The 22839-nt window shown below is 64.1% G+C and carries 20 protein-coding genes; 8 read left to right on the plus strand and 12 right to left on the minus strand.

All coding sequences use genetic code 11. The annotated features are described in order from the left end of the window. Positions 1-5: 5 nt before the first annotated feature. Positions 6-494, plus strand: a complete 489-nt coding sequence (secB, locus tag BZL41_RS20755; RefSeq protein WP_084335856.1) for a protein-export chaperone SecB — start codon at positions 6-8, stop codon at positions 492-494. A gap of 54 nt (positions 495-548) precedes the next feature. On the opposite strand, the gene trmL is transcribed toward secB, so the two are convergent. Further along, positions 549-1007, minus strand: coding sequence for a tRNA (uridine(34)/cytosine(34)/5-carboxymethylaminomethyluridine(34)-2'-O)-methyltransferase TrmL (gene trmL, locus BZL41_RS20760; RefSeq protein ID WP_095601026.1), 459 nt, complete (start codon positions 1005-1007; stop codon positions 549-551). Between trmL and BZL41_RS20765 the strand changes: the two genes are divergently transcribed. After that, positions 1006-1446, plus strand: a complete 441-nt coding sequence (locus BZL41_RS20765; protein WP_095601027.1) for a hypothetical protein — start codon at positions 1006-1008, stop codon at positions 1444-1446. The genes trmL and BZL41_RS20765 overlap by 2 nt on opposite strands. A 349-nt stretch (positions 1447-1795) precedes the next feature. Here the strand turns inward: BZL41_RS20765 and ntrC are convergent, their stop codons facing one another. From ntrC to glnA, 5 genes are all read right to left on the minus strand, one after another. After that, positions 1796-3232: a nitrogen regulation protein NR(I) gene (gene ntrC / locus BZL41_RS20770; RefSeq protein WP_084335853.1), complete on the minus strand. Its 1437-nt coding sequence runs from the start codon at positions 3230-3232 to the stop codon at positions 1796-1798. Continuing rightward, a complete protein-coding gene (gene glnL, locus BZL41_RS20775; RefSeq protein WP_084335852.1) occupies positions 3229-4314 on the minus strand; it encodes a nitrogen regulation protein NR(II) in 1086 nt (361 codons plus the stop codon). Before glnL ends, ntrC begins: the two co-directional genes overlap by 4 nt. Positions 4315-4523: 209 nt before the next feature. After that, a complete protein-coding gene (locus BZL41_RS20780; protein WP_174706192.1) occupies positions 4524-5132 on the minus strand; it encodes a DUF4124 domain-containing protein in 609 nt (202 codons plus the stop codon). 2 nt (positions 5133-5134) lie between these two features. After that, entirely contained in the window at positions 5135-5701 is a 567-nt protein-coding gene (locus BZL41_RS20785; protein ID WP_095601029.1) for a DUF4124 domain-containing protein, read from the minus strand. A 166-nt stretch (positions 5702-5867) separates the two neighbouring features. After that, the gene (gene glnA, locus BZL41_RS20790) at positions 5868-7271 is read right to left on the minus strand and encodes a glutamate--ammonia ligase (protein ID WP_095601030.1); all 1404 of its coding nucleotides are present in this window, start codon (positions 7269-7271) and stop codon (positions 5868-5870) included. A 331-nt stretch (positions 7272-7602) separates the two neighbouring features. Between glnA and thiI the strand changes: the two genes are divergently transcribed. After that, positions 7603-9108: a tRNA uracil 4-sulfurtransferase ThiI gene (gene thiI / locus BZL41_RS20795; RefSeq protein WP_095601031.1), complete on the plus strand. Its 1506-nt coding sequence runs from the start codon at positions 7603-7605 to the stop codon at positions 9106-9108. 162 nt (positions 9109-9270) lie between these two features. Then, positions 9271-11091, plus strand: coding sequence for a translational GTPase TypA (gene typA, locus BZL41_RS20800; RefSeq protein WP_084335847.1), 1821 nt, complete (start codon positions 9271-9273; stop codon positions 11089-11091). A 72-nt stretch (positions 11092-11163) separates the two neighbouring features. On the opposite strand, the gene BZL41_RS20805 is transcribed toward typA, so the two are convergent. Then, positions 11164-12528 (minus strand): CSLREA domain-containing protein, encoded by a 1365-nt coding sequence (locus tag BZL41_RS20805; protein WP_168191046.1) that lies wholly within the window; start codon positions 12526-12528, stop codon positions 11164-11166. A gap of 292 nt (positions 12529-12820) precedes the next feature. Here BZL41_RS20805 and BZL41_RS20810 point away from each other — a divergent pair, with 292 nt between their 5' ends. Further along, positions 12821-13768 carry a DUF808 domain-containing protein gene (locus BZL41_RS20810; RefSeq protein WP_095601033.1) on the plus strand — a complete coding sequence of 316 codons (948 nt, stop codon included), beginning with the start codon at positions 12821-12823 and terminating at the stop codon, positions 13766-13768. Here the strand turns inward: BZL41_RS20810 and BZL41_RS20815 are convergent. From BZL41_RS20815 to BZL41_RS20830, 4 genes are all read right to left on the minus strand, one after another. Further along, entirely contained in the window at positions 13765-14517 is a 753-nt protein-coding gene (locus tag BZL41_RS20815) for an ABC transporter substrate-binding protein (RefSeq protein ID WP_095601034.1), read from the minus strand. The two genes, BZL41_RS20810 and BZL41_RS20815, sit on opposite strands and share 4 nt — an antisense overlap. A 101-nt stretch (positions 14518-14618) precedes the next feature. Further along, complete coding sequence (locus BZL41_RS20820) at positions 14619-15674, minus strand: serine hydrolase (RefSeq protein WP_095601035.1); 1056 nt, start codon at positions 15672-15674, stop codon at positions 14619-14621. After that, the gene (locus tag BZL41_RS20825; RefSeq protein WP_256578213.1) at positions 15671-16762 is read right to left on the minus strand and encodes a serine hydrolase; all 1092 of its coding nucleotides are present in this window, start codon (positions 16760-16762) and stop codon (positions 15671-15673) included. Before BZL41_RS20825 ends, BZL41_RS20820 begins: the two co-directional genes overlap by 4 nt. Before the next feature lie 158 nt (positions 16763-16920). Beyond that, positions 16921-17373: a YkgJ family cysteine cluster protein gene (locus BZL41_RS20830; protein WP_174706193.1), complete on the minus strand. Its 453-nt coding sequence runs from the start codon at positions 17371-17373 to the stop codon at positions 16921-16923. Between the two features lie 133 nt (positions 17374-17506). Between BZL41_RS20830 and BZL41_RS20835 the strand changes: the two genes are divergently transcribed. The 3 genes from BZL41_RS20835 (at position 17507) to BZL41_RS20845 (ending at position 22094) form a co-directional block, all read left to right on the plus strand. Continuing rightward, a complete protein-coding gene (locus tag BZL41_RS20835) occupies positions 17507-19957 on the plus strand; it encodes a glycogen/starch/alpha-glucan phosphorylase (RefSeq protein ID WP_095601037.1) in 2451 nt (816 codons plus the stop codon). Positions 19958-20053: 96 nt separating this feature from the next. Continuing rightward, positions 20054-21484 carry a cardiolipin synthase gene (cls, locus tag BZL41_RS20840; RefSeq protein WP_095601038.1) on the plus strand — a complete coding sequence of 477 codons (1431 nt, stop codon included), beginning with the start codon at positions 20054-20056 and terminating at the stop codon, positions 21482-21484. Between the two features lie 91 nt (positions 21485-21575). Continuing rightward, entirely contained in the window at positions 21576-22094 is a 519-nt protein-coding gene (locus tag BZL41_RS20845) for an N-acetyltransferase (protein ID WP_095601039.1), read from the plus strand. A 51-nt stretch (positions 22095-22145) separates the two neighbouring features. Here BZL41_RS20845 and BZL41_RS20850 read toward each other — a convergent pair whose 3' ends face one another. Beyond that, on the minus strand, positions 22146-22586 hold the full coding sequence (locus BZL41_RS20850) for a hypothetical protein (RefSeq protein WP_371916557.1): 441 nt from the start codon (positions 22584-22586) through the stop codon (positions 22146-22148). Between the last annotated feature and the right edge of the window lie 253 nt (positions 22587-22839).

Genomic DNA, 22839 nt, shown 5'->3' on the forward strand with positions numbered 1-22839 from the left:
CTGCCATGACCGACCAACAAGCGAACGGCTCCACCCAGAACGGCCAAGGGCCGCAATTCTCCCTGCAGCGCATCTATGTGCGCGACCTGTCCTTCGAGGCCCCGAAAAGCCCTGAAATCTTCCGCCAGGAGTGGTCGCCGAGCGTTTCCCTGGACCTCAATACCCGCCAGAAGCACCTCGAGGCCGATTTTCATGAAGTGGTGCTGACCCTGTCGGTTACCGTGAAGAACGGTGAAGAGGTCGCTTTCATCGCCGAAGTCCAGCAGGCCGGTATCTTCCTGATCAAGGGCCTGGACGCGGCGTCCATGAGCCATACCCTTGGCGCCTTCTGCCCGAACATCCTGTTCCCCTATGCCCGCGAGACGCTGGACAGCCTGGTCACCCGCGGTTCCTTCCCGGCGTTGATGCTGGCTCCGGTGAACTTCGACGCCCTGTATGCCCAGGAACTGGCGCGCATGCAGGCGGCCGGCGAGGCGCCCAGCGCGATTCAGTAAGTCGGTTGCGGCAATGCCATGAAGCGCCCCTCGGGGCGCTTTTTTATCGCCTCTCTACAGGGCGAACCCCTGTTGTCGCCAAGCCTCGTAGACGGCGACCGCGACGGTGTTGGACAGGTTGAGGCTGCGGCAGCCCTCGCGCATCGGCAAGCGCAGCCGCTGCTCGGCCGGCAGGCTGTCGCGGATTTCCTGTGGCAGGCCACGGCTTTCCGGGCCGAAGAGAAAGGCATCGCCCGGCTGGTAGCGGACCTCATGGTAGGGCTGGGTGCCTTTGGTGGTGAAGGCGAAGACGCGAGGATGGCCAAGGCTGTCCAGGCAGGACGACAGGTCCGGGTGGCGCTTCAGCGTGGCGTATTCGTGGTAGTCCAGGCCGGCGCGGCGCAGGCGCTTGTCGTCCAGTTCGAAGCCCAGTGGCTCGATCAGATGCAATGCGCAGCCGGTGTTGGCGCAGAGCCTGATAATGTTGCCGGTGTTCGGCGGTATTTCCGGTTGAAAGAGGATCACGTGAAACATGCACGGCTCCGACACTGAGGACGGGCAGCATTCTAACCCCGAAGAAGACCCTCGGCCGCGCCTGTGGCTGCGCTTTCTCGCTTCGCTGGCGCTGACCGGCTTTCTGGTCGGGCTGATGATCGGGCGTCTCACGCAATCGGAGCCGGCGGTCCTGCAGCGGGTCGAAGAGCATCCGGCGGGGTTGGTTCTGTGGTTCGACCATGAGCCAAAAGTGTTCGTGGAGCACTTGGATGGTGCATTTGCACTGTCCGTCGAGGCGGTTGCCCGAGCGCGTACAGGACGCGTCGAACTCGCGGGAAAACCCGTTAATTGGCGGCTACAGAGAGGAGATAAGGGGTTTTTACTGCGATTCGTGGCTGCCCGCCCACTCCGCGGCGCCTGGGAGGCTGCGGAAGTGGACGGGCAGTGGCGGCTGTCGATCAGCCTGCGGGAGGAATAAAAGAGGGGAATCCCCGGCCTGCCTGTACCAAGGCCCCCGAAACTGGTGGTCACTTTCCATAATGCAGGGCGCGTGCCAATTTCTCAGAGGCCATCCTTGGAAGCGCTCGGATACCGCCGAGGTATTATTGGTCCTTTTCGTGACCGTATAGTTTCAGTCTCGCTCGAATTTTTCGTTGAAGACGCCGGACCAGCCCGAGGTGCTTCGCCTTGGCTGGGCTGTGCTGTCTATGGGGGGAGTGTTAGGGCAAAGAAGAGAGGGCGAATGAATTCGCCCTTACGAGAGGAGGGGCCGGGGCGGTGAGTAGTGGGGCCGGATTGAACCGGCCGTGGCCTTGTCGGATGAAGCCTTAGGAGTCGTCGCCTTCGTCGTCGTCGCCGCCATCCACCTTCATGCCCAGCTCCTTGATCTTACGGGTCAGGGTATTGCGTCCCCAGCCGAGCAGGATGGCGGCATCGCGGCGGCGGCCGGCGGTGTGTTTCAGCGCGGTTTCGATCATGATCCGCTCGAAGGTCGGCACGGCGCTGTCGAGCAGGCTGGACTGCCCGCGTGTCAGCGCCTGATCGGCCCACTGGCGCAATGCCTGTTCCCAGTTGGTCACTGGTGTTGCGTCCTGGGGCTGGGTCAGCAGTTCCGGCGGCAGGTCGTCGACGTGCACCTCGCGCCCGGAGGCCATCACGGTGATCCAGCGGCAGGTGTTCTCCAACTGGCGAACGTTGCCCGGCCAGGGCAGGTTCATCAGGTAGTCTTCGGTTTCGCTCTTGAGCAGCTTGGGTTCGACCGACAGTTCCTGGGCGGCGCGGCTGAGGAAATGGCGGGCCAGGGCGGGGATGTCCTCGCGGCGGTCGGCCAGGCGCGGAATGTGGATGCGGATGACGTTGAGCCGGTGGAACAAGTCCTCGCGGAACTTGCCGGCCTGGACCAGGTTTTCCAGATTCTGGTGGGTGGCGGCGATGATCCGCACGTCCACCTTGACCGGTGTATGGCCACCGACCCGGTAGAACTCGCCGTCGGCCAGGACGCGCAGCAGGCGGGTCTGGGTGTCGGCCGGCATATCGCCGATCTCGTCGAGGAAAAGGGTGCCACCGTCGGCCTGCTCGAAGCGGCCGCGCCGCTGGTTGGCCGCGCCGGTGAAGGCGCCTTTCTCGTGACCGAACAGTTCGGACTCCATCAAATCCTTCGGAATCGCCGCCATGTTCAGGGCGATGAACGGGGAGGCCGCTCGCGGGCTATGCCGGTGCAGAGCATGGGCGACCAGTTCCTTACCGGTGCCGGACTCGCCGTTGATCAGCACGGTGATGTTCGAGTGGCTCAGGCGGCCGATGGCGCGGAAGACCTCCTGCATGGCCGGCGCTTCACCAATGATCTCCGGCGTGCGCGTCAGGTTGGCCGGAGTCTCCAAGCCCTGCTGTTCCTGGGCGTGAAGGTTGGCGCGCTTGACCAGGGAGACCGCTTCGTCCACGTCGAACGGCTTGGGCAGGTATTCGAAGGCGCCGCCCTGGTAGGACGCCACGGCGCTGTCCAGGTCGGAATGCGCGGTCATGATGATCACCGGCAGCCGCGGATACAGCTCGCGGATTCGGGCCAGCAGATCGAGGCCGCTGGCGCCGGGCATGCGGATGTCCGAAATGATCACGTCCGGCTGCTGGCGGGACAGGCGGTTGAGCACGCTGTCCGCATTGTCGAAGCTCTGGATGGTCATCCCTTCCTGTTGCAGGGCTTTTTCCAGTACCCAGCGGATGGAGCGGTCGTCGTCGACGATCCAGACGGTTTCGCTTCGGCTCATGGGGATACGGCTCCTTGTTCCAGCGGCAGGAAGATCGAGAACACGGTATGGCCGGGATGGCTTTCGCACTCGATCAGGCCCTGGTGCTGACTAATGATGTTCTGGGTGATGGCCAGCCCCAGCCCGGTACCGTCAGGGCGGCCGCTGACCATGGGATAGAAAATGGTTTCCTGCAGCTCCTGCGGGATGCCGGGGCCGTTGTCGATGATCTCCACCTTGCACACCAGCCGGTGACGGGTGTGGCCGATGGTGAACTGGCGCAGCGTGCGGGTGCGCAGGCTGATGCGGCCGAGGCGCAGGTCGCTCTGGCTGGCCAATGCCTGCATGGCGTTGCGCACGATGTTGAGCACCGCCTGGATCATCTGCTCGCGGTCGATCAGGACTTCGGGGATGCTCGGGTCGTAGTCACGCACCAAAGTGATGCGTCCCTGGCTTTCGGCCTCGACCAGGCTGCTGACCCGCTCGAGCACTTCGTGGACGTTGGTCATCGCCAGCGACGGCAGCTTGTTCGAGCCGAGCATGCGGTCGACCAGGTTTCTCAGCCGGTCGGCCTCTTCGATGATGACGTTGGTGTAGTCCTTGAGGCTTTCGTCCGGCAGCTCGCGGGAGAGCAGTTGCGCAGCGCCGCGGATGCCGCCGAGCGGGTTCTTGATCTCGTGGGCTAGCCCTCTTACCAGCAGCTTGGTGGTCTCCTGCTTGGAGAGCTGGGCCTCTTCCTTGGTGATCCGCAGCAGCCGGTCGCGCGGGTGGACTTCCAGCAGCAGCAGGGTTTCGCGCCGGTTGATGATGGGCGTCACCGCGTAATCCACCGTCAGCGTCTGGCCGGTCAGCGAGGTCAGCATCGCCTCGCGCTTGGTGAAGGGGTGGGCCTGCTCGACCGCCTGGCGGAGCGACTGCAAGGCCTCGGGCGACTCGGTGAACAGCTCGCTGATGAATTGCCCGTGGCTACGTTGACCGCTGACCGCCAGCAGCATCTCCGCCGCCGGGTTCATGTACTCGAGGCGCAATTCGGCGTTGAGCAGAATGGTCGCGGTGGTGAGGTTGTCGAGCAGCAGTCGGTGCAGGGTGTCGTTGATAGTCATGATCGGGGTCTACAAACCCATAGCTCCGGCGTTGGGCAGAAAAATGCAAAAAGCAAACCAAAGCCCCGAAAAGACGCGTATCGACTGCGCCCTGGGTGCGCGCCGGCACGTTTCGGCGCAAAGCAGTGAAGGGAGGCGAACCAATTTGGGGAAAGTATAGGAAGTGGTGCAGCTATGTGCACCGAAATGGTGCGCATCGTGTTTCGAGGTCAGAGGAAGGGCAGGATGCTGGGCTTTTCCTTGGGTTTGTCCTTCAGCGGGCATTCCGGGCGCACGCCGTAGTCGTCTTTCTTGCAGGGGTTGGCCAGGCGCTTCTGGGCCAGGGAGATGCGCTTGATATGGACGGGCTGGTTCGGAGTACGTTCGAGGATGCGTCCGCTCTCGTCGATGATTTCCGCCGCCAGCTGATGCGTGCCGCGATCCAGGTTGCTCAGCGGAAACACCGGGCTCCGGCTCGGTGCGCCGGCGGGCTGGCCATCGACGAACAGCCGGTAGGTGTGCCCCGCCAGCAAGCCCGGTTCGCTGACCAGGGTGACGATGAGGTTGCCGGTGTTGTCGCGGATGGTGGCGTCGGGTTCGGGAAGCAGAATGCGCAGGAGCTGGTAGGCTGGCGCGATCACTGTCTGGGGTGGGGAAGGCGGTGCGATGACGACCGGTGCTGCCGGCATGGCATTGGCTGGCGCGAGCAGGATGCGCTCGGCGCTGCCGGAGCGCGGTCGGTCGGTGAAAACACGATTTCCCTCGGCATCGATGTAGGTGTAGACCTCGGCGACGGCCGGCAGGCCGATCAATAGCAGGCAGAACAGCAGGCTTCGCATGATCAGTTGCTGGGTTTCGGGGTGGGCTTGGGAGCAGGTGCCGGGCGCAGGGCCGGGCTCTTGGTATTGACCCGTTGCACGGCGAAGGTCTTCGCGTCGCTCCGCTGGACGACGTGGTCGCCGCTGAGTACTTCCACCACCAGGCTGTGTTCGCCCCGGTCGATATTGACCAGTTGTATGTGGGGCACGTTGGTGGGCTGGCCGTAAGGCTGGCCATCCAGGACCAGACGCAGCAGGTGGCCACGCTGCAGGCGGGGCTCCAAGGCCACGCCCACGCTGAAGGTCCCGTTGTTGGCGCGCATCGCCTCGTCATCCGGAATACCGGTCAGTTCGAGTACGCTGTACGGGTTTCCGGCGGCGGGTTGCTCGGCCTGGCTGGGAAGCGCAGGGGGCGGTGCGCTCATTTCCACCGTGTTCGGCGCCTTCACGTCCACCTCTTCGGCCTGCACGCCTTCCGGAGGCTGGTTGGTATAGACGACATTGCCGTTGGCATCGGTGTATTTGTAGATCTGTGCGGCCGTGGCCGACAAGGCCAGGGTGCCGATCAGGCAGGCAATTAGCAGGCGCATGGCGCTCTCCCGTGAGTTTCTGGCGCTAAGCCTTGCACCGTGCGGGGCACCTGGCAAGCACGATGACTCAGGAGCGTGTCACCGCGCAAAATCTTTCGGGGCGCAAATAAAAAGAGGCCTCCCGAAGGAGGCCTCTGAGTCATGCCGCTCGCGCGGTATGTCTGGATCAGACGCTGTAGTACAGGTCGTATTCCAGCGGGTGCACGAAGGTGCGCACCTTGATTTCTTCTTCGCTCTTCAGCTCGATGTAGGCATCGATGAACTCGTCGGTGAACACGCCGCCCTTGGTCAGGAAGGCGCGGTCGGCGTCCAGGGCTTCCAGCGCTTCCTTCAGGCTGCCGCAAACCTGCGGGATTTCCTTCGCCTCTTCCGGCGGCAGGTCATACAGGTTCTTGTCGGCGGCATCGCCGGGGTGAATCTTGTTCTGGATACCGTCCAGACCGGCCATCAGCAGAGCGGCGAAGGCCAGGTAGGGGTTGCACGCCGGGTCCGGGAAGCGCGCTTCGATACGGCGGGCTTTCGGGCTGTTGACGTACGGGATACGGATCGAGGCGGAACGGTTGCGAGCGGAGTAGGCCAGCATGACCGGGGCTTCGAAGCCCGGAACCAGACGCTTGTAGGAGTTGGTTGCCGGGTTGGTGAAGCCGTTCAGGGCCTTGCCGTGCTTGATGATGCCGCCGATGAAGTACAGGGCGGTCTCGGACAGGCCGGCATAGCCTTCACCCGCGAAGGTGTTCTTGCCGTCCTTGGAGATCGACATGTGCACGTGCATGCCCGAGCCGTTGTCGCCATACAGCGGCTTCGGCATGAAGGTCACGGTCTTGCCGTAGGCGTCGGCAACGTTGTGCACGCAGTACTTCAGGGTCTGCACTTCGTCGGCCTTGGCGACCAGGGTGTTGAACTTGACGCCGATTTCGTTCTGGCCGGCAGTCGCCACTTCGTGGTGGTGAACTTCGACCACCAGGCCCATTTCTTCCAGGGCGTTGCACATGGCGGTACGGATTTCGTGGTCGTGGTCGACCGGCGGTACCGGGAAGTAGCCGCCCTTGACGCCCGGACGGTGGCCCTTGTTGCCGCCGTCGATGTCGGCGTCGGTGTTCCAGGAGGCTTGCTCGGAGAAAATCTTGAACATGGAGCCGGAGATGTCCGACTTGAACTTCACTTCGTCGAAGATGAAGAACTCGGGCTCCGGACCGAAGAAAGCGGTGTCGCCGATGCCGGTGGACTTCAGGTACTCCTCGGCGCGGCGGGCGATGCCGCGCGGGTCGCGCTCGTAACCCTGCATGGTGGAGGGCTCGATGATGTCGCAGACGAGGATCAGGGTCGGCTCTTCGGTGAACGGGTCCAGGACGGCGGTGCTGTCGTCCGGCATCAGGATCATGTCGGACGCTTCGATGCCCTTCCAGCCGGCGATCGAGGAGCCGTCGAACATCTTGCCGTATTCGAAGAAGTCGTCGTCCGCATCGCGGGCCGGCATGGTGACGTGCTGCTGCTTGCCTTTGGTATCGGTGAAGCGCAGATCAATCCACTTCACGTCATTGTCTTTAATCAGTTGAAGCGCCTTCGACATGATGTCCTCCAGGTGGATGAGGGCAGGGTCTGTTATGCCCCCACGAATGGGTGAAGCCGGCGGGAATATTCCGCCAGGGCAACCTGCCTCACAAGGGAGCAAATTGCATGCCAGTGCCCTGGAATGGTGTGAGCCGCTTCAAGTCAGGCGTAGCGGGGCTTGGCAGGATATTTAAAGGAAAATTGCGCACCTTTTCAGTGCGCCATTTAAATCAATAGCTCTATTTTGGTGCATTGCAAATCGAGGCAGAGATTGCTGATTAAACCTTGAGCAATTTCCGCTATAATCCGCGCCCCTCTTTTTCGGCGCCCCGTCCCACACCGGCTTTTTCATGAAACTCATCGTCAAGGTCTTTCCGGAAATCACCATCAAGAGCAGTCCGGTGCGCAAGCGTTTCATTCGCCAGCTGGCGAAGAACATTCGCACGGTGCTGCGTGACCTTGATCCCGATCTGGTGGTGAACGGCGTGTGGGACAACCTCGAGGTGGAAACCTCGGTCCGCGAGCCGAAGGCTCTGCGCGAGATGGTGGAACGCCTGACCTGCACGCCGGGCATCGCCCACTTCCTCGAAGTGCACGAATATCCGCTGGGCGATTTCGACGACATCCTGGAAAAGTGCAAGCTGCACTTCGCCGACCAGTTGCCGGGCAAGATTTTCGCCGTGCGCTGCAAGCGCGCCGGCAAGCACCCTTTTACCTCCATGGAGGTCGAGCGCTATGTCGGCGGCTGTCTGCGCCAGCAGTGCGGTGCCGCCGGGATTTCGCTGAAGGCGCCGGAAGTGGAAGTGCGGATGGAAATCCGCGACCAGCGGCTGTTCATCATCCATAGCCAGCACGACAGTATCGGCGGCTATCCGTTGGGCTCGCTGGAGCAGACCCTGGTACTGATGTCCGGTGGCTTCGATTCCACCGTGGCGGCCTACCAGATGATGCGTCGCGGGTTGATGACGCACTTCTGCTTCTTCAACCTGGGCGGCCGCGCCCATGAGCTGGGGGTGATGGAAGTCGCCCACTACCTCTGGGAGAAGTTCGGCCGTTCGCAGCGCGTGCTGTTCGTCAGCGTGCCGTTCGAAGAAGTGGTGGGTGAGATTCTCGCCAAGGTCGACAACAGCCAGATGGGCGTGGTGCTCAAGCGTATGATGCTGCGCGCCGCGACCCGCGTCGCCGAGCGTCTGCAACTCGATGCACTGGTCACCGGCGAAGCGATTTCCCAGGTGTCCAGCCAGACCCTGCCGAACCTCTCGGTGATCGATTCGGCCACCGACATGCTGGTGCTGCGTCCGCTGATCGCCAGCCACAAGCAGGACATCATCGACACCGCCATGCGCATCGGTACCGCCGAGTTCGCCATGCACATGCCGGAGTACTGCGGCGTGATTTCGGTGAACCCGACCACCCGGGCCAAGCCGGCACGCATCGTCTACGAAGAGTCGCAGTTCGACATGGCGATCCTCGAGCGTGCCCTCGAGCGGGCCCGGCAGGTGACCATCGACCGGGTGATCGACGAGCTGGACGAAGATTTGCAGGTGGAAGAGGTGAGCGAAGCGCTGCCCGGCCAGATCGTGCTGGACATCCGTCACCCGGACGCCGTCGATGACGAACCGCTCGACCTGGACGGCGTCGAAGTCAGAACCATGCCGTTCTATGCGATCAACAGCCGCTTCAAGGAACTGGATGAGAATCGCCAGTACCTGCTGTATTGCGATAAAGGTGTCATGAGCCGCCTGCATGCTCACCACCTGTTACACGAAGGGCATGCGAATGTGCGTGTCTACAGGCCCTTCGGGCAGGCCCAAGCCGCAAGCGACAAGCTGCAAGGGAAGAGCGAACAGTCATGAGAACCTGTCACATTCGTCGCAGCGCGCGGCGCCGCCGGCATCCTCCCGACCGGCTTTTCAGGGCTTTTACTTGCAGCGTGCGGCTTGAAGCGTGCTGCTGCCTTTAATGCTTTTACTTGCAGCTGCGGCTTGAGGCTTGCCGCTCTCTTCTAGGAAAAAACCGTGATCGAAAAACTTCGCAACATCGCCATCATCGCCCACGTCGACCATGGCAAGACCACCCTCGTCGACAAGCTGCTCAAGCTGTCCGGCACCCTTGACCGCAAGGAAGCCGAAAGCGAGCGCGTGATGGATTCCAACGACCAGGAAAAGGAACGCGGCATCACCATCCTGGCGAAGAACACCGCCATCAAGTGGAACGGCTACAACATCAACATCGTCGACACCCCCGGCCACGCCGACTTCGGTGGCGAGGTGGAGCGCGTGATGTCGATGGTCGACTCCGTGCTGCTGGTGGTCGACGCCCAGGACGGCCCCATGCCGCAGACCCGCTTCGTGACCCAGAAGGCGTTCAAGGCCGGCCTGCGTCCGATCGTGGTGGTGAACAAGATCGACCGTCCCGGCGCGCGTCCGGACTGGGTCATCGACCAGATCTTCGACCTGTTCGACAACCTTGGCGCCACCGATGAGCAGCTCGACTTCCCGATCGTCTACGCCAGTGCCCTGAACGGCATCGCCGGCCTCGACCACGAGAAGATGGACGACAACATGGACGCCCTGTTCCAGGCCATCATCGACCACGTACCGGCCCCGGTGGTGGACCTCGAGGGCTCGTTCCAGATGCAGATTTCCCAGCTGGACTACAACAGCTTCCTCGGCGTGATCGGCATCGGCCGCATCACCCGCGGCCGGGTCAAGGCCAACACCCCGGTGGTCGCCGTCGACGCCAAGGGCAACAAGCGCAACGGCCGTATTCTGAAGATCATGGGTCACCACGGCCTGCAGCGCGTCGAAGTGCCGGAAGCCGAAGCGGGCGACATCGTCTGCGTCAGCGGCATGGACGAGCTGTACATCTCCGATACCCTGTGCGACCCGCAGAACGTCGAGGCGCTGCCGCCGCTGACCGTCGACCAACCGACCGTGAGCATGACCTTCCAGGTCAACGACTCGCCGTTCGCCGGCAAGGAAGGCAAGTTCGTCACCAGCCGCAACATCAAGGATCGCCTGGAGAAGGAGCTGCTGCACAACGTGGCCCTGCGCGTCGAGCAAGGCGACAGCCCGGAGAAGTTCAAGGTCTCCGGCCGTGGCGAACTGCACCTCTCCGTGCTGATCGAAACCATGCGCCGCGAAGGCTTCGAACTGGCCGTGGGCCGTCCGGAAGTGGTGATCATCGAGAACGAGGCCGGCGAGAAGCAGGAGCCCTACGAGAACGTCACCATCGACATCGAGGAGCAGCACCAGGGCCCGGTGATGGAGCAGATGGGGCTGCGCAAGGGCGACATGACCAACATGATCCCCGACGGCAAGGGTCGTATCCGCCTGGAGTACATCATTCCGGCGCGCGGCCTGATCGGTTTCCGTAACGCCTTCCTGACCATGACCTCGGGCACCGGCATCCTCACCAGCACCTTCAGCCACTACGGCCCGATCAAGGCTGGCGAAGTGGCTCACCGCCAGAACGGCGTGCTGGTGTCCATGGCCACCGGTACCGCGCTGACCTACTCGCTGGAAACCCTGCAGGACCGCGGCAAGCTGTTCCTCTCCCCTGGCGACGAGATCTACGAAGGCCAGTTGGCAGGCATCCACAGCCGCGACAACGACCTGGTGATCAACCCGACCAAGGCCAAGAAGCTCGACAACATGCGTGCTTCCGGCAAGGACGAGACCATCCAGCTGACCCCGGCGCTGAAATTCACCCTGGAGCAGGCTCTGGAATTCATCGACGAAGACGAGCTGGTGGAAGTGACGCCGAAGTCCATTCGCCTGCGTAAGAAGCTGCTCAACGAGAACGACCGCAAGCGCTACGAGCGCAGCAAGGTCTGATTCGCAGCGGCGATGAAAAAGCCCCGCCCGGGTGATCCGGGCGGGGCTTTTTCTTGGGCGGTTGATGGCCGGTCAGAATGGCTTCAGCTCATACGCTCCCAGGTCGCACACCGCCACGCCATCACCGTTGCCGTCCTGTGGACGGGCGACTCTGCGCTGGTCGGTTTGCGGGCAATTGCCGATAGCGGCATCGATGGCCGGGCTGTTCTCCAGTAACGGATACAGGGGAGTGGCGAGGGAGGGATCGGCGAGGGGTTCGAGGATCTGGGTGAACGTCAGGCTGTCGTCGATCGGCAGGTCGGCGGCGCAGCCCTGGTTATCCTTACCGAGCATCAGGCCGCGGGCTTGAAAGCTGGCGCCTTCGCCGTTGCGGCAGTTGGCCGGGCGGTTAGGGCCTTCGTCAGGAATGAAGTAGTTGCCGGCGACGATGCTGTTGCGTGCGGTCAGCTTGCCCAGGTTGAGCAGGGCGGCGCCGCCGGTGTTGTCGGCAATGGTGACGTTGATCAGCAGCGCTTCGGTGTTGGCGTTGTTGCGGCTGCCCCATTGGCCGTTGGAGAAGGCACCGGTGCCGTAGTAGCCGCGGTTACCGCTGAGGGTGCTGTTGGTCAACTTGAGCAGCCCGCCCTCGGCATTGAGGATGGCGGAGCCGTTGCCGTACTCGCCGCCCTTGTTGCCGATGAACGAGCTGCGGGCGATGTCGGCCAGGCCTTCGTTATAAAGGGCGGCGCCGCGCCCCGTGTCGACGTTGTCGTAGCTGACGTTGCCTTCGAAGACGCTGGTGCGCACTTCCAGCCAACCCTGCGCGGCGTTGTAGATCGCACCGCCTTCGCCGGAGCCAGCATCGGCGTAGGTTTCGTTGTTGGAAAAGCGCGAAGAGGTGATGTTCAGCCGGCCGAAGTTGGCGATGGCGCCACCGGCACCGATCTCGGCAATCGCCGCGCTGTTTTCCATCGCGACCTTGCGCAGGTTGGTCTCTCCCCGGTTGCGTAGCGCGCCGCCGAAGCTGGAGGTGAGGCCGTTCTGCAGGATGACGCCCCGCAGGTTGAGTTGTGTGCCTGGATGGACGTCGAACAGGCGGTCGTTGCGCAGGCCATCGATGACGATCCGGCCGGCGCCGACGGTGTAAATGGTCAGGTCACTGAACATCACATCGAGATCACCGTTCTGGTTTTCGTCCTCCTGCAGGATGCGGGCGCCGTCACGGGCTGGCGCCAGGCTCAGGCTGTAGGTGCCGGACGTCAGAATGATGCGGTCGGGCTCGGCGGTCATGTTGGCGTGTTGCACGGCTTCGCGCAGGGAGCAATCGGCATCGCAGGCGCCGTCGAGGCTATCGGTGAACTTGGTGACTCTCAGGTCGGCGGCGTTGGCCTGGCAGGCCAGGAGGGCGAGCAGGAAGCCGGCATGGGCCGGCCGGAAGGTAGGCAGGGCAGTGAGCATTGACTGTATCTCCATATGGTGCGGATAAACGCACGGATACAGCCTGGCTTCCGTGTCGGCTCGCTGGTGAGCTTCGTTTATGACCCTCCCGCTCGTGGGCGGTGCTTGCCGTTCGTCGGCTGGCAGAGGGGCGTGATCGACTGCACGGTTCGTGCGGCAGATCGGCACATCGTCTGCCTTCTCTCGCCGAACCGGTGCGCCGTCTGCGGGTCTCTCGCTAGACTGGGCTGCTCTGCGGCATCGTCCGCACTATCATGTCGCCCCCGATTTCCATCCTTTCAAGGAGCAACCCGTGGCCGGAGCCAGCCTGTTAACCCTGATCGACGATATCGCCAGCGTTCTCGACGATGTGGCCGTGATGACCAAGGTCGCGGCGAAGAAGACCGCCGGCGTGCTGGGCGATGACTTGGCGCTGAACGCTCAGCAGGTCTCCGGCGTGAATGCTGACCGCGAGCTGCCGGTGGTCTGGGCGGTGGCCAAGGGATCGATGCTGAACAAGGCGATCCTGGTGCCGGCGGCGTTGCTGATCAGTGCCTTCATTCCTTGGGCGGTGACGCCCTTGCTGATGGTCGGCGGCGCCTTCCTCTGCTTCGAGGGCTTCGAGAAGCTGGCGCACAAGCTGCTGCACAGCAAGGAGGAGGACAGCGCCGAGCACGATCAGTTGGCGGAGGCCATCGCCAATCCCTCGGTGGACATGGTGGCGTTCGAGCGGGACAAGGTGAAAGGCGCGATCCGCACCGATTTCGTACTGTCGGCAGAGATCATCGCCATCACCCTGGGGACTGTCGCCACGGCGACGTTCGCCTCGCAGGTGGCGGTGCTCTGCGGCATCGCGGTGATCATGACGGTGGGGGTCTACGGCCTGGTGGCCGGCATCGTCAAGCTGGATGACGGCGGGCTTTACCTCAGCCGCCTGGGCAGCCCGCTGGCGCGCAGCCTCGGACGCGGCATCCTGCGTGCCGCGCCGTTCCTGATGAAGGGACTGTCGGTCGTGGGGACCGCAGCGATGTTCATGGTCGGCGGCGGCATTCTCACCCACGGCATTCCGCTGGCGAACCAGGCGATCCATGACCTTGCCCACGCTGCCGGTGGCGTGGCGGGGATCGGTGGCCTGCTGGAGGCGCTGGCGCCGACGCTGCTGAACCTGCTGTTTGGCATCCTGGCCGGTGCCGTGGTGCTGGCGGTGGTCGGGCCGTTGCAGCGGCTATATCGGAAGCTGGCTCACCAGCAGCCCGGCTAGAGATCCGTATAGCGCTCGATGATGCGGGGAATGTCGCCGTTCTCGTAGCCACGGCGAATGACTTCGTTGAAGGCGCGTAGCGTCGCGCCACGGTGCAGGCTCTTGTGGAAGGCGAGGTAGTTGGGATCGCGCAGCAAGGGGATGGGCAGTACCTCGAATTCATCCGCCCGTGACGCCAGTTCGGCGTCCTGTTGCAGGGCGCGGAGCAGGCCGGCGCGGCCGGGGTTGATCAGGGCCGCGTCGATGCGACCGGCGAGCAGCTTTCTCAGGCGCATCGTCGGTCCGTTGTCCTCCACCACCACCAGGCTGCCTTCCCGTTTCGCCCGTTCGAAGGCTTCGCCGAACGAGCCTCCCAGGCCGATGCCGACCCGGCGCCCACGCAGGTCCTCGATGTGCTTGAACGGAAAGGCCTGGCCCCGGCGCACCACCACGATGACCTCGTCATAGAACACCGGCTCGGAGTAGTCGAAGATGCCCAGCCGTTCCTCGGTCATCGACAGGCCGATGATGCCCGCCCGCGCGTGCTCGGCCATGTTGTAGGCCCGTGCCCAGGGATAGAGCTGGAGGTCGAAGCGTTCATCTTCCAGCACCTCGTCGGCGTAGCGCACGATATCCGCCAGGATGCCCAGCGTCTGCCCTTTCTCGCTGTAGATCTTCGGCGGCGAATAGGCATTGCCCACCAGCGGCGTCTCCTCGGCCGTGGCGTGCAGGGAGAGGAGCAAAAGCAGGCAAAGTACAAGGTGGCGCATCCCGATATCCCGTCAGGCGGGGCCTTTCGGCCCGATCGTCAGCAACCATAGCAAGCCGGATAGGGCTCTGCCGCCGCTCCGTTCGGGTTTTGTGCCCCCCGTCAATGGAGCAATGTGTCGGACACCAGACTGCCAAGCGTTTCGAGCGTCTGCGCGGCCTGTTCCTGCCCGGCTCCTTCGACGCAGGCGGCGATCACGATGGGCTGTTCGCTCTTCGGATCGATGATGCCCATGTGGCAGGCCCGCTCGAACTGGGTTCCGGTCTTCTGGGCGAACGGGACGTCCTTGCCGAGCCCGGCTTCGAGGCGGTAGGCGTGGTACTCATCGAGCCCCATCAGGTCGAGCAGGAGGTCGGTGTTCGCCCGGGACAGCAGGTGGCCGCGCGCCAGTTTTTCCAGCATGCCTCCGTAGGCGCGCAGGGTAGCGGCATTGAGGCGGCGCGCATAGTAGCGCTGGTAGGCCTGCTTCAGGTTGTCCGCACGCAGCTCGGAAAGATCGACGTCGAGTGTCCTGGCCAGGGCTCGCACCCGCTCCCGGCCCAGTGGGGCCGATGCCAACTGGATGATGTCGCGGTTGCTCAGGTTCGCCGCGTCGGGATGCAGCTCGCGGTACAGCTCGTGGCGCACCCGCAGCAACGAGGTGATGTAGCCGAAGCCCTGGTCGGCCATGCTCGACGCAATGCGCCGGTTCAGTTCGTCTTCGCCGATGCGGTTGATCAACATGTCGGCGGCGGTACTGTCGCTGCGCTGCAGCATTTCTTCCAGCAGCGTTTTCAGGTCGTATTCGCTGCCGGGGTCCTGCCAGGCCAGGCCGCCGGAGCCGTCCACCTTGTCCTCGTTGCGCAGGGCGAGCCGCTGATTCAGCGGCCATACGCCTTCATCGACGCGTTGCAGGGTGGCGATGGCCACCGGGACCTTAACCGCCGAGGCCAGGTACCAGTAGCGTCCGGCCTGATGGTCGAGCTCGCCGTCGTCGCCCAGGTGCTTGATGTACACGCCGAGGTCGCCGGGTGTGCGTTGGTCCAGCCGGAGAATTTTCCCTTGAAGTTGCTCGACCCAGGGTGGTTCCGGCGCGCTGCGCAGTGCCGCCCAGACCAGTGCCCCGCATAACAGGGCGACTACCGGCAGGGCGGCAATCAGCAACGAACGTGTTCTCATCGCTGCGCCTCCAATTCCTCCGGCGCCGGCAGCAGCGCACCGGATTGCCAGACAGCTTGGCCCACCAGGCGCAGCGCGGTTTCCGAGCGGGCCAGCGACGAATCGCCACGGGTGCAGGCGGCGACGATCAGGCGCTTGTCGCCGCCCGTCCCGGCGGTACGGACGATGCCGAGGTCGCAGAAGCGGGAACGCTGGGTGCCGGTCTTGTGGAGGAACGCCGCGACGGTTGGCAGCCCGGCCTTGATCCGCTTGCGTCCGGTGGCGACGCGTTCCATCAGCCCCAACAGATGGGCGCTGCCCTCGGCTCCCAGGGCCTTGCCGTTGACCAGGGCTTCCAGCAGCTCGCCGTAGGCGCTGAGCCGGGCGGAGTTGAGCCGGGTGGCGTAATAGGCTTCGAAGGCTTCGCCCAGGCTGAGTGGGCGCAGTTGGGTGGGGGCGACGCCGAGCTGTCGGGCGAGAGTGGCGCGCCGGGCCGTGTCGCTGCGTTGTTGCTTCAATTGCAGGAAATCCCGGCCACTCAGGCAGAACGCGGCCGGATGCAACTGACTGTAGGCATGCCGGCGGACGTCCGCCAGCGAGGTGATTGGTTGGAAGCCGCCCGGCACCAGCTCCTCCACGACCCGATTGACCGCCTCGATGCCGACCAGCCGGATCAGGCGGTCGGAGGCGCTGTTGTCGCTGTGGATCACCATTTGTTCGAGGAGGAAGCGCACGCTGAGCCGCGTACCTGGCGGATGACGATTGGTCTCGCCGGCGCCATCGACGTAGTCGGACACTTCCAGGAGCAGGCGATCATCGAGCGCGAACTCGCCACGCTCCACGCCACGCAGAACGGCGATGGCCACTGGCACCTTGATCCCTGAGGCCAGATACCAGGTTTCTTCGCCACGAAAGGAGATCGACAGGCCGCTATCCAGATCCTTGGCGAAGACGCCGAGTTCGCCGGGGTAGTCGGCGTCGATCCGGCTCAGTTCCTCGAGCAGCCGCTCGGGCCAGCCGAGGCCGGCGTCTTGCGGGGTTGCCGCAGTGGCCAGCGCGCAGAGCAGAAGGAGCCCAGGAAGCGGGAGGAAACGCGCGGAAGTCGGCAACCGTGATCGAGGCATGGCGAAAGGAGCGTACTGGCGCGGGGCGATACAGTTCTAGACGCGGCCGGGCGGGGGTTGTTCCGGGTGCCTTGGGGATGGCTATGAGCCAATCGCGAGTGAAGCCTATGGTGTAGGGGCGAAATTTATTCGCCCTGCGCCCATCAGCCCTGGTTTTTCGGCCGATACGCGCAATAGCCCGGACGAGGGCCTATTCTGGGATGGTTGCGGCAGGTATCCGGGCGCTTCGTGTAGATGGTACAGAGCCGCGTCTTCCGGTCCAGGTAGAGGCAATCACCGTTCGCCAGGCGGGTGAGGGTGAACACTTCCTGCTTGTGGTTGAAGTGTTCGACGATGCCGTCCTTCATCAATCGCTTGGCGATCTGCTTGGCCGGTTCGCCGCGCTCGAATTCGTCGACCAGCCCGATGCGGATCAGATCGCCGATGCGCACTTCCACCGGCAGGGTGCAGCAGCTCGCCATGCAGTCGCGGCACAGGCTGTCCTTGTATTTCACCCAGGTTTCCAGGCGGTCGATGTCGGCGGCGGCGATGATCGGCTTTTTCATGCTCGGGTCTGCGAAGAATGCACGGCGGGCGCGGATGATAGCGACCGCCATGGGTTTTGCCAGCCTTGTCCGCTGGCCGGCGCGCCCGACCGATTTTTTCCGAACCCTGGGTTCCTGCCGGGGGTCACAACGCTGAGATCGGAAGAAGATCCGCTGTACATTCACAGCCTACGAGGACGCAGCAATGCCCAAGGAGCCTCTCGTTTCCGCCGATGAAGTTGCCGCTTTCCGTGCCAATGTCCTTTCCAAACTGACCTACTCAGTGGGCAAGGACCCCGAGCACGCCTTCGATCACGACTGGTTCGAGGCCATCGCCCTGGCCACCCGCGATCACATGGTCGATCACTGGATGGACCACACCCGGCAGATTTATCGCAAGGGACAGAAACGGGTCTATTACCTCTCCCTGGAGTTTCTCATTGGCCGCCTGCTGCTGGACAACCTGAGCAACCTCGGTCTGCTCGAAGTGGCGCGCCAGGCGTTGAGTGAGCTGGATGTCGATATCGAGCGCATCCGCACTCTGGAGCCGGACGCCGCGCTCGGCAACGGAGGGCTCGGCCGGCTTGCCGCCTGCTTCATGGAAAGCATGGCCACCCTCGGCGTGGCCGCCCACGGCTACGGCATCCGCTACGAGCACGGCCTGTTCCGCCAGGCGATCATCGATGGCTGGCAGCACGAGCAGACCGAAACCTGGCTGGATTTCGGCAACCCCTGGGAATTCGAGCGCCCCGAAGTGAGCTACCTGGTCGGCTTCGGCGGCAGCGTGGTGCCGATGGTGGACGAGAACGGCACCTTGCGCCAGACCTGGCACCCGGCCGAAGCGGTCCGCTCGATCGCCTACGACACACCCATCGTCGGCTGGCGCGGCGCCAGCGTGAACACCCTGCGTCTATGGCGTGCCCGCGCCGAGAGCGAGTTGCACCTGGAACGCTTCAATGCCGGCGACCACATCGGCGCGGTGGTGGAGGAAGCGCGGGCGGAAAGCATCTCTCGGGTGCTCTACCCGGCGGACAGCACCGAGGCCGGCCAGGAGCTGCGCCTGCGCCAGGAATACTTCTTCGTCTCCGCCTCGCTGCAGGACTTGCTGCGCCGTCATCTCAAACAGCGCGGCACCTTCCTCAACCTGCCCGAATACGCCGCCATCCAACTCAACGACACCCACCCGGCCATCGCCGTGGCGGAGCTGATGCGCCTGCTGGTGGACGAGCACCTGCTGCCCTGGGAGCAGGCCTGGGAGTTGACCGTCGGCACGCTGTCCTACACCAACCACACCCTGCTGCCGGAGGCCCTGGAAACCTGGCCGGTGAGCCTGATGGAGCGGCTGTTGCCGCGGCACATGCAGATTATCTACCTGATCAACGCCTACCACATCGACCAGTTGCGCGAGCAGGGGTTGCATGATTTCGACCTGCTGCGCGCCGTGTCGCTGATCGAGGAAGAACATGGCCGGCGGGTGCGCATGGGCAACTTGGCGTTCCTCGGTTCGCACAGCGTCAACGGCGTATCGGCCCTGCATACCGATCTGATGCGCAGCACGGTGTTCGCCGAGTTGCACCGCCTCTACCCGCAGCGGATCAACAACAAGACCAACGGCATCACCTTCCGCCGCTGGCTGTACCAGGCCAACCCCGGGCTGACCGAGCTGCTGGTGGAGTCGGTGGGAGAACAGCTACTGGACGATCCGGAAAACCTCCTGCCGAACCTGGAGCCGTTCGCCGACAAACCGGCCTTCCGCAAGCGCTTCGCCGAGCAGCGCCGGCGCAACAAGGAGGCTCTGGCCAACCTGGTTTACGAGCGCCAGGGTATCGTTCTCGATCCCGGTGCGCTGTTCGACGTGCAGGTCAAGCGCATCCACGAATACAAGCGGCAACTGCTCAACCTGTTGCACACCGTGGCGCTGTACCAGGCCATCCGCGACGAGCCGAGCATGCCCTGGGTGCCGCGGGTGAAGATTTTCGCCGGCAAGGCGGCGGCCAGCTATCACCAGGCCAAGTTGATCATCAAGTTGGCCAACGACATCGCCCGCGTGGTCAACGGCGACCCGACCGTGCGCGGCATGCTCAAGGTGGTGTTCCTGCCCAACTACAACGTCAGCCTGGCGGAGAGCATCATCCCGGCGGCTGACCTGTCCGAGCAGATTTCCACCGCCGGTATGGAGGCCTCGGGCACCAGTAACATGAAGTTCGCCCTCAATGGCGCCCTGACCATCGGCACCCTGGACGGCGCCAATGTGGAGATGTGCGAGCGGATCGGCCAGGAGCACATGTTCATCTTCGGCCTCCGCGCCCAGGAGGTGGAGGCGCGCAAACGGGTCGGCGAGTTCAACGCCGAGGCCATCGTCGCCGCCTCGCCGCGGCTGCACGAGGTGCTGATGGCGATCCGTAGCGGGGTATTCTCGCCGGACGATCCGGGACGCTATGTCGGGCTGGTCGATGGCCTGACCTGGCACGACACCTTCATGGTCTGCGCCGATTTCGATGCCTACTGGGAGGCCCAGCGCCAGGTCGAGCTGTGCTGGAACGACCCGAAGCAGTGGTGGCGTTCGTCGGTGCTGAATACCGCACGGGTCGGCTGGTTCTCCTCCGACCGCACCATCCGCGAATACGCCGGCGATATCTGGCGGGCGCTGGACTGATCGGCCTGGCGCCGGAATGACCATCAACGCTTCCGGCGGCCCGCGCCTCGGGCCGCTCGGCTATGCTGCGTCTGATCGGGAGGAAGCGGATAGGCCATGGAGTTCCACCTGCTGGGGTATCTGCTCGCTGGCGTCCAGACGCTCGGCGTGCTGGCGGCCATTCATGCGGTGTTGACCGTGCGTACCGCCCAGGGTGCCATCGCCTGGGCCATTTCCCTGGTGTTCATGCCTTACCTGACGCTGCTGCCGTACCTGGTGTTCGGCCGCAACCGTTTCGATGCCTACATCCGCGCGCGGCGCGAGGCCGATCACGAGATGCGCCGGGCCATGGTCGACGTGGACTGGCGGCCCTGGGTGGAAGAGGCCCAGGCTGCTCGCGAGAGCGAGGCCTACCGGGGCCTGCGGGTCCTGGCGAAGCTGGCGCGCCAGCCGACCCTGGCGAACAACCGGGTACGCCTGCTGATCGATGGCGACGCCACCTTCGATGCGATTCTCCAGGCCATTGCCGAGGCACGGCAGGTCGTACTGGTGCAGTTCTTCATCATCCGTGACGATCCGCTCGGGCGGCGTCTGCAAGCGGCGCTGTTGGAGCGGGCAGCCGCCGGTGTGCGGGTGTTCGTGCTGTTCGACAGTATCGGCAGCCATGCGCTGCCTCGTAGCTACGTGCAGCGGTTGCGCGACGGCGGTGTGCAGGTGCACGGCTTTTCCGCACGCGGCGGGATGATCAACCGTTTCCAGCTCAACTTCCGCAACCACCGCAAGATCGTCGTGGTGGACGGGCTGCGCGGGTTCGTCGGCGGGCTCAACGTCGGCGAGGAATACCTGGGCCTCAAGCCGCCGCTGGCGCCCTGGCGCGACACCCACCTGGAGATCCGTGGGCCGGCCCTGGCCTGCCTTCAGGAATCCTTCGCCGAGGACTGGTTCTGGGTGACCCGGCGCTTGCCGCCGCTGCTGCTACCGGATGCCTACGAGAGCGGCGGGGTGATCTGCCAGGTGGTGACCAGCGGGCCGGCGGATGCCCAAGAAACCGGCTCGCTGCTGTTCGTCGCGGCGATCCATGCGGCGCGCCAGCGGGTGTGGATCACCAGCCCCTACTTCGTACCCGACGAGGCGGTGTTCGCTGCCCTGCGCCTGGCCGTGATGCGCGGCGTGGAGGTGCGCATCCTGCTGCCGTCGCGGGCGGACCACCGGGTGGTCTACGCGGCGTCCAGCCTTTACGCCTACGAGGCGGCCACGGCCGGTATCCGGGTGTACCGCTACGTGCCGGGCTTCCTGCATCAGAAGGTGATGCTGATCGACGACAGCGCCGCGGCGGTGGGCAGCGCCAACCTGGACAACCGCTCCTTCCGGTTGAACTTCGAGGTGACGGTGTTCACCGTCGACACCGCCTTTGCCAGCGGGGTGGAGCGCATGCTGCTCGACGATTTCGCCCAGGCACGTGAGCTAGGCGTGGAAGATCGCCGCCGTCTGCGTCATTTGCAACGGCTCGGCATGCGGGTGGCGCGGCTGATTTCGCCGATTCTCTGATGCGCCTGCGGGCGACGAGCGGAACGGTGCCCGTTCATCGGGGCTCTAATACGATAACGCCGGCCTCGCCGGTTTCGAACGAGGACTCCCGATGATCAGGAAAGGCACACCGGATGACCTGGAAGCGGTGCTGACGATATGGCTGGAAGCCTCCCTGCATGCCCATGACTTCATCGAGCCGGCCTTCTGGCAGAGCAAACTGGAGGATATGCGCAATCATTACCTGCCCAGTGCCGATGTCTGGGTCTTCGAGGAAAACGGCGTAATCCTCGGTTTCTTCGCCTTGCAGGCCCATGTGCTGGCGGCGTTGTTCGTTTCTCCTTCGCAGCATGGTCGCGGTATCGGCTCCAGGCTGCTGGAGAAAGCCAAGTCCCTGGCCGACGGGCTGGAGTTGTCGGTCTATCAGCGCAACAGTGACGCCGTGGCCTTTTACCAGCGCCATGGCTTCCGGCAGATCGATCTGCGTACCGACGCGCGCGCCGGGCATGTCGAACTGGTCATGAAGCAGATCGATGAAATGGCGCCGGTCGAGCGCCGGATCGCGGATCAGGGAGACGTCGCCTTGCTGATCGGCTCCCCGGTACCGATGGCTTCGTCGCCGGAAAGCTGACGGGGAGCGCCGGGGCGACGCACGGAGCGTCGCCCCTATGGAGCAGCCGTCTCAGTGGTGGCGGTGCTTCTTCCAGTGTTTCTTGTGCTTGCGGCCGTAGCGGTGGTCGTCGTCATGGTCACGGACGTAGTAGTGGCGGCCGCCTTCGCTGCCACCGTCACCGTAATGGTTGCCCAGCGCACTACCGGCGCCGCCACCCACTGCTGCGCCAATCACGCCGCCGGTGGTGCCACCGACTTTCTGGCCGATCACGTTGCCACCGGCCGCACCCAGGCCGCCGCCAATCGCCGCTTCGGTCTTGCTGCCGCGGTTGGCGCTCACCGCGCCGCCGGCTGCGCCACCCAGGCCGGCCCCGATGGCCGCGCCGGTATCGCCGCCGACCTGCTGGCCGACCACCGAACCTAACGCCCCGCCCAGCGCCCCGCCCACGGCGGCCTGGGTATCGCCACCGAAGGCGGCGCCGCTGGCCAGTCCCAGGGACAGTAAAAGCATCGACGAGAAGTTCTTCATGAAAGGGACAGCCTCTGTGGGGTTGACGGGCCGATCCTCGCCTTCGGATCACGCGCTCCGCAAGCGCCAGCCGACGAGTTGCACGTACTTTCTCGCATGGTGTAAGTAGTTGTTTTTTATCGGGAACTTAGCGAAAGCGAAACGGTCGCATATTGCTTCGGGGCGCCTGTTTCGACACGCTCTCACCTCTCACCTCTCACCTCTCACCTCTCACCTCTCACCTCTCACCTCTCAC

The sequence above is a fragment of the Pseudomonas sp. PIC25 genome, assembly GCF_002286785.1.
In the GTDB taxonomy this organism is placed as follows: Bacteria; Pseudomonadota; Gammaproteobacteria; order Pseudomonadales; family Pseudomonadaceae; genus Pseudomonas_M.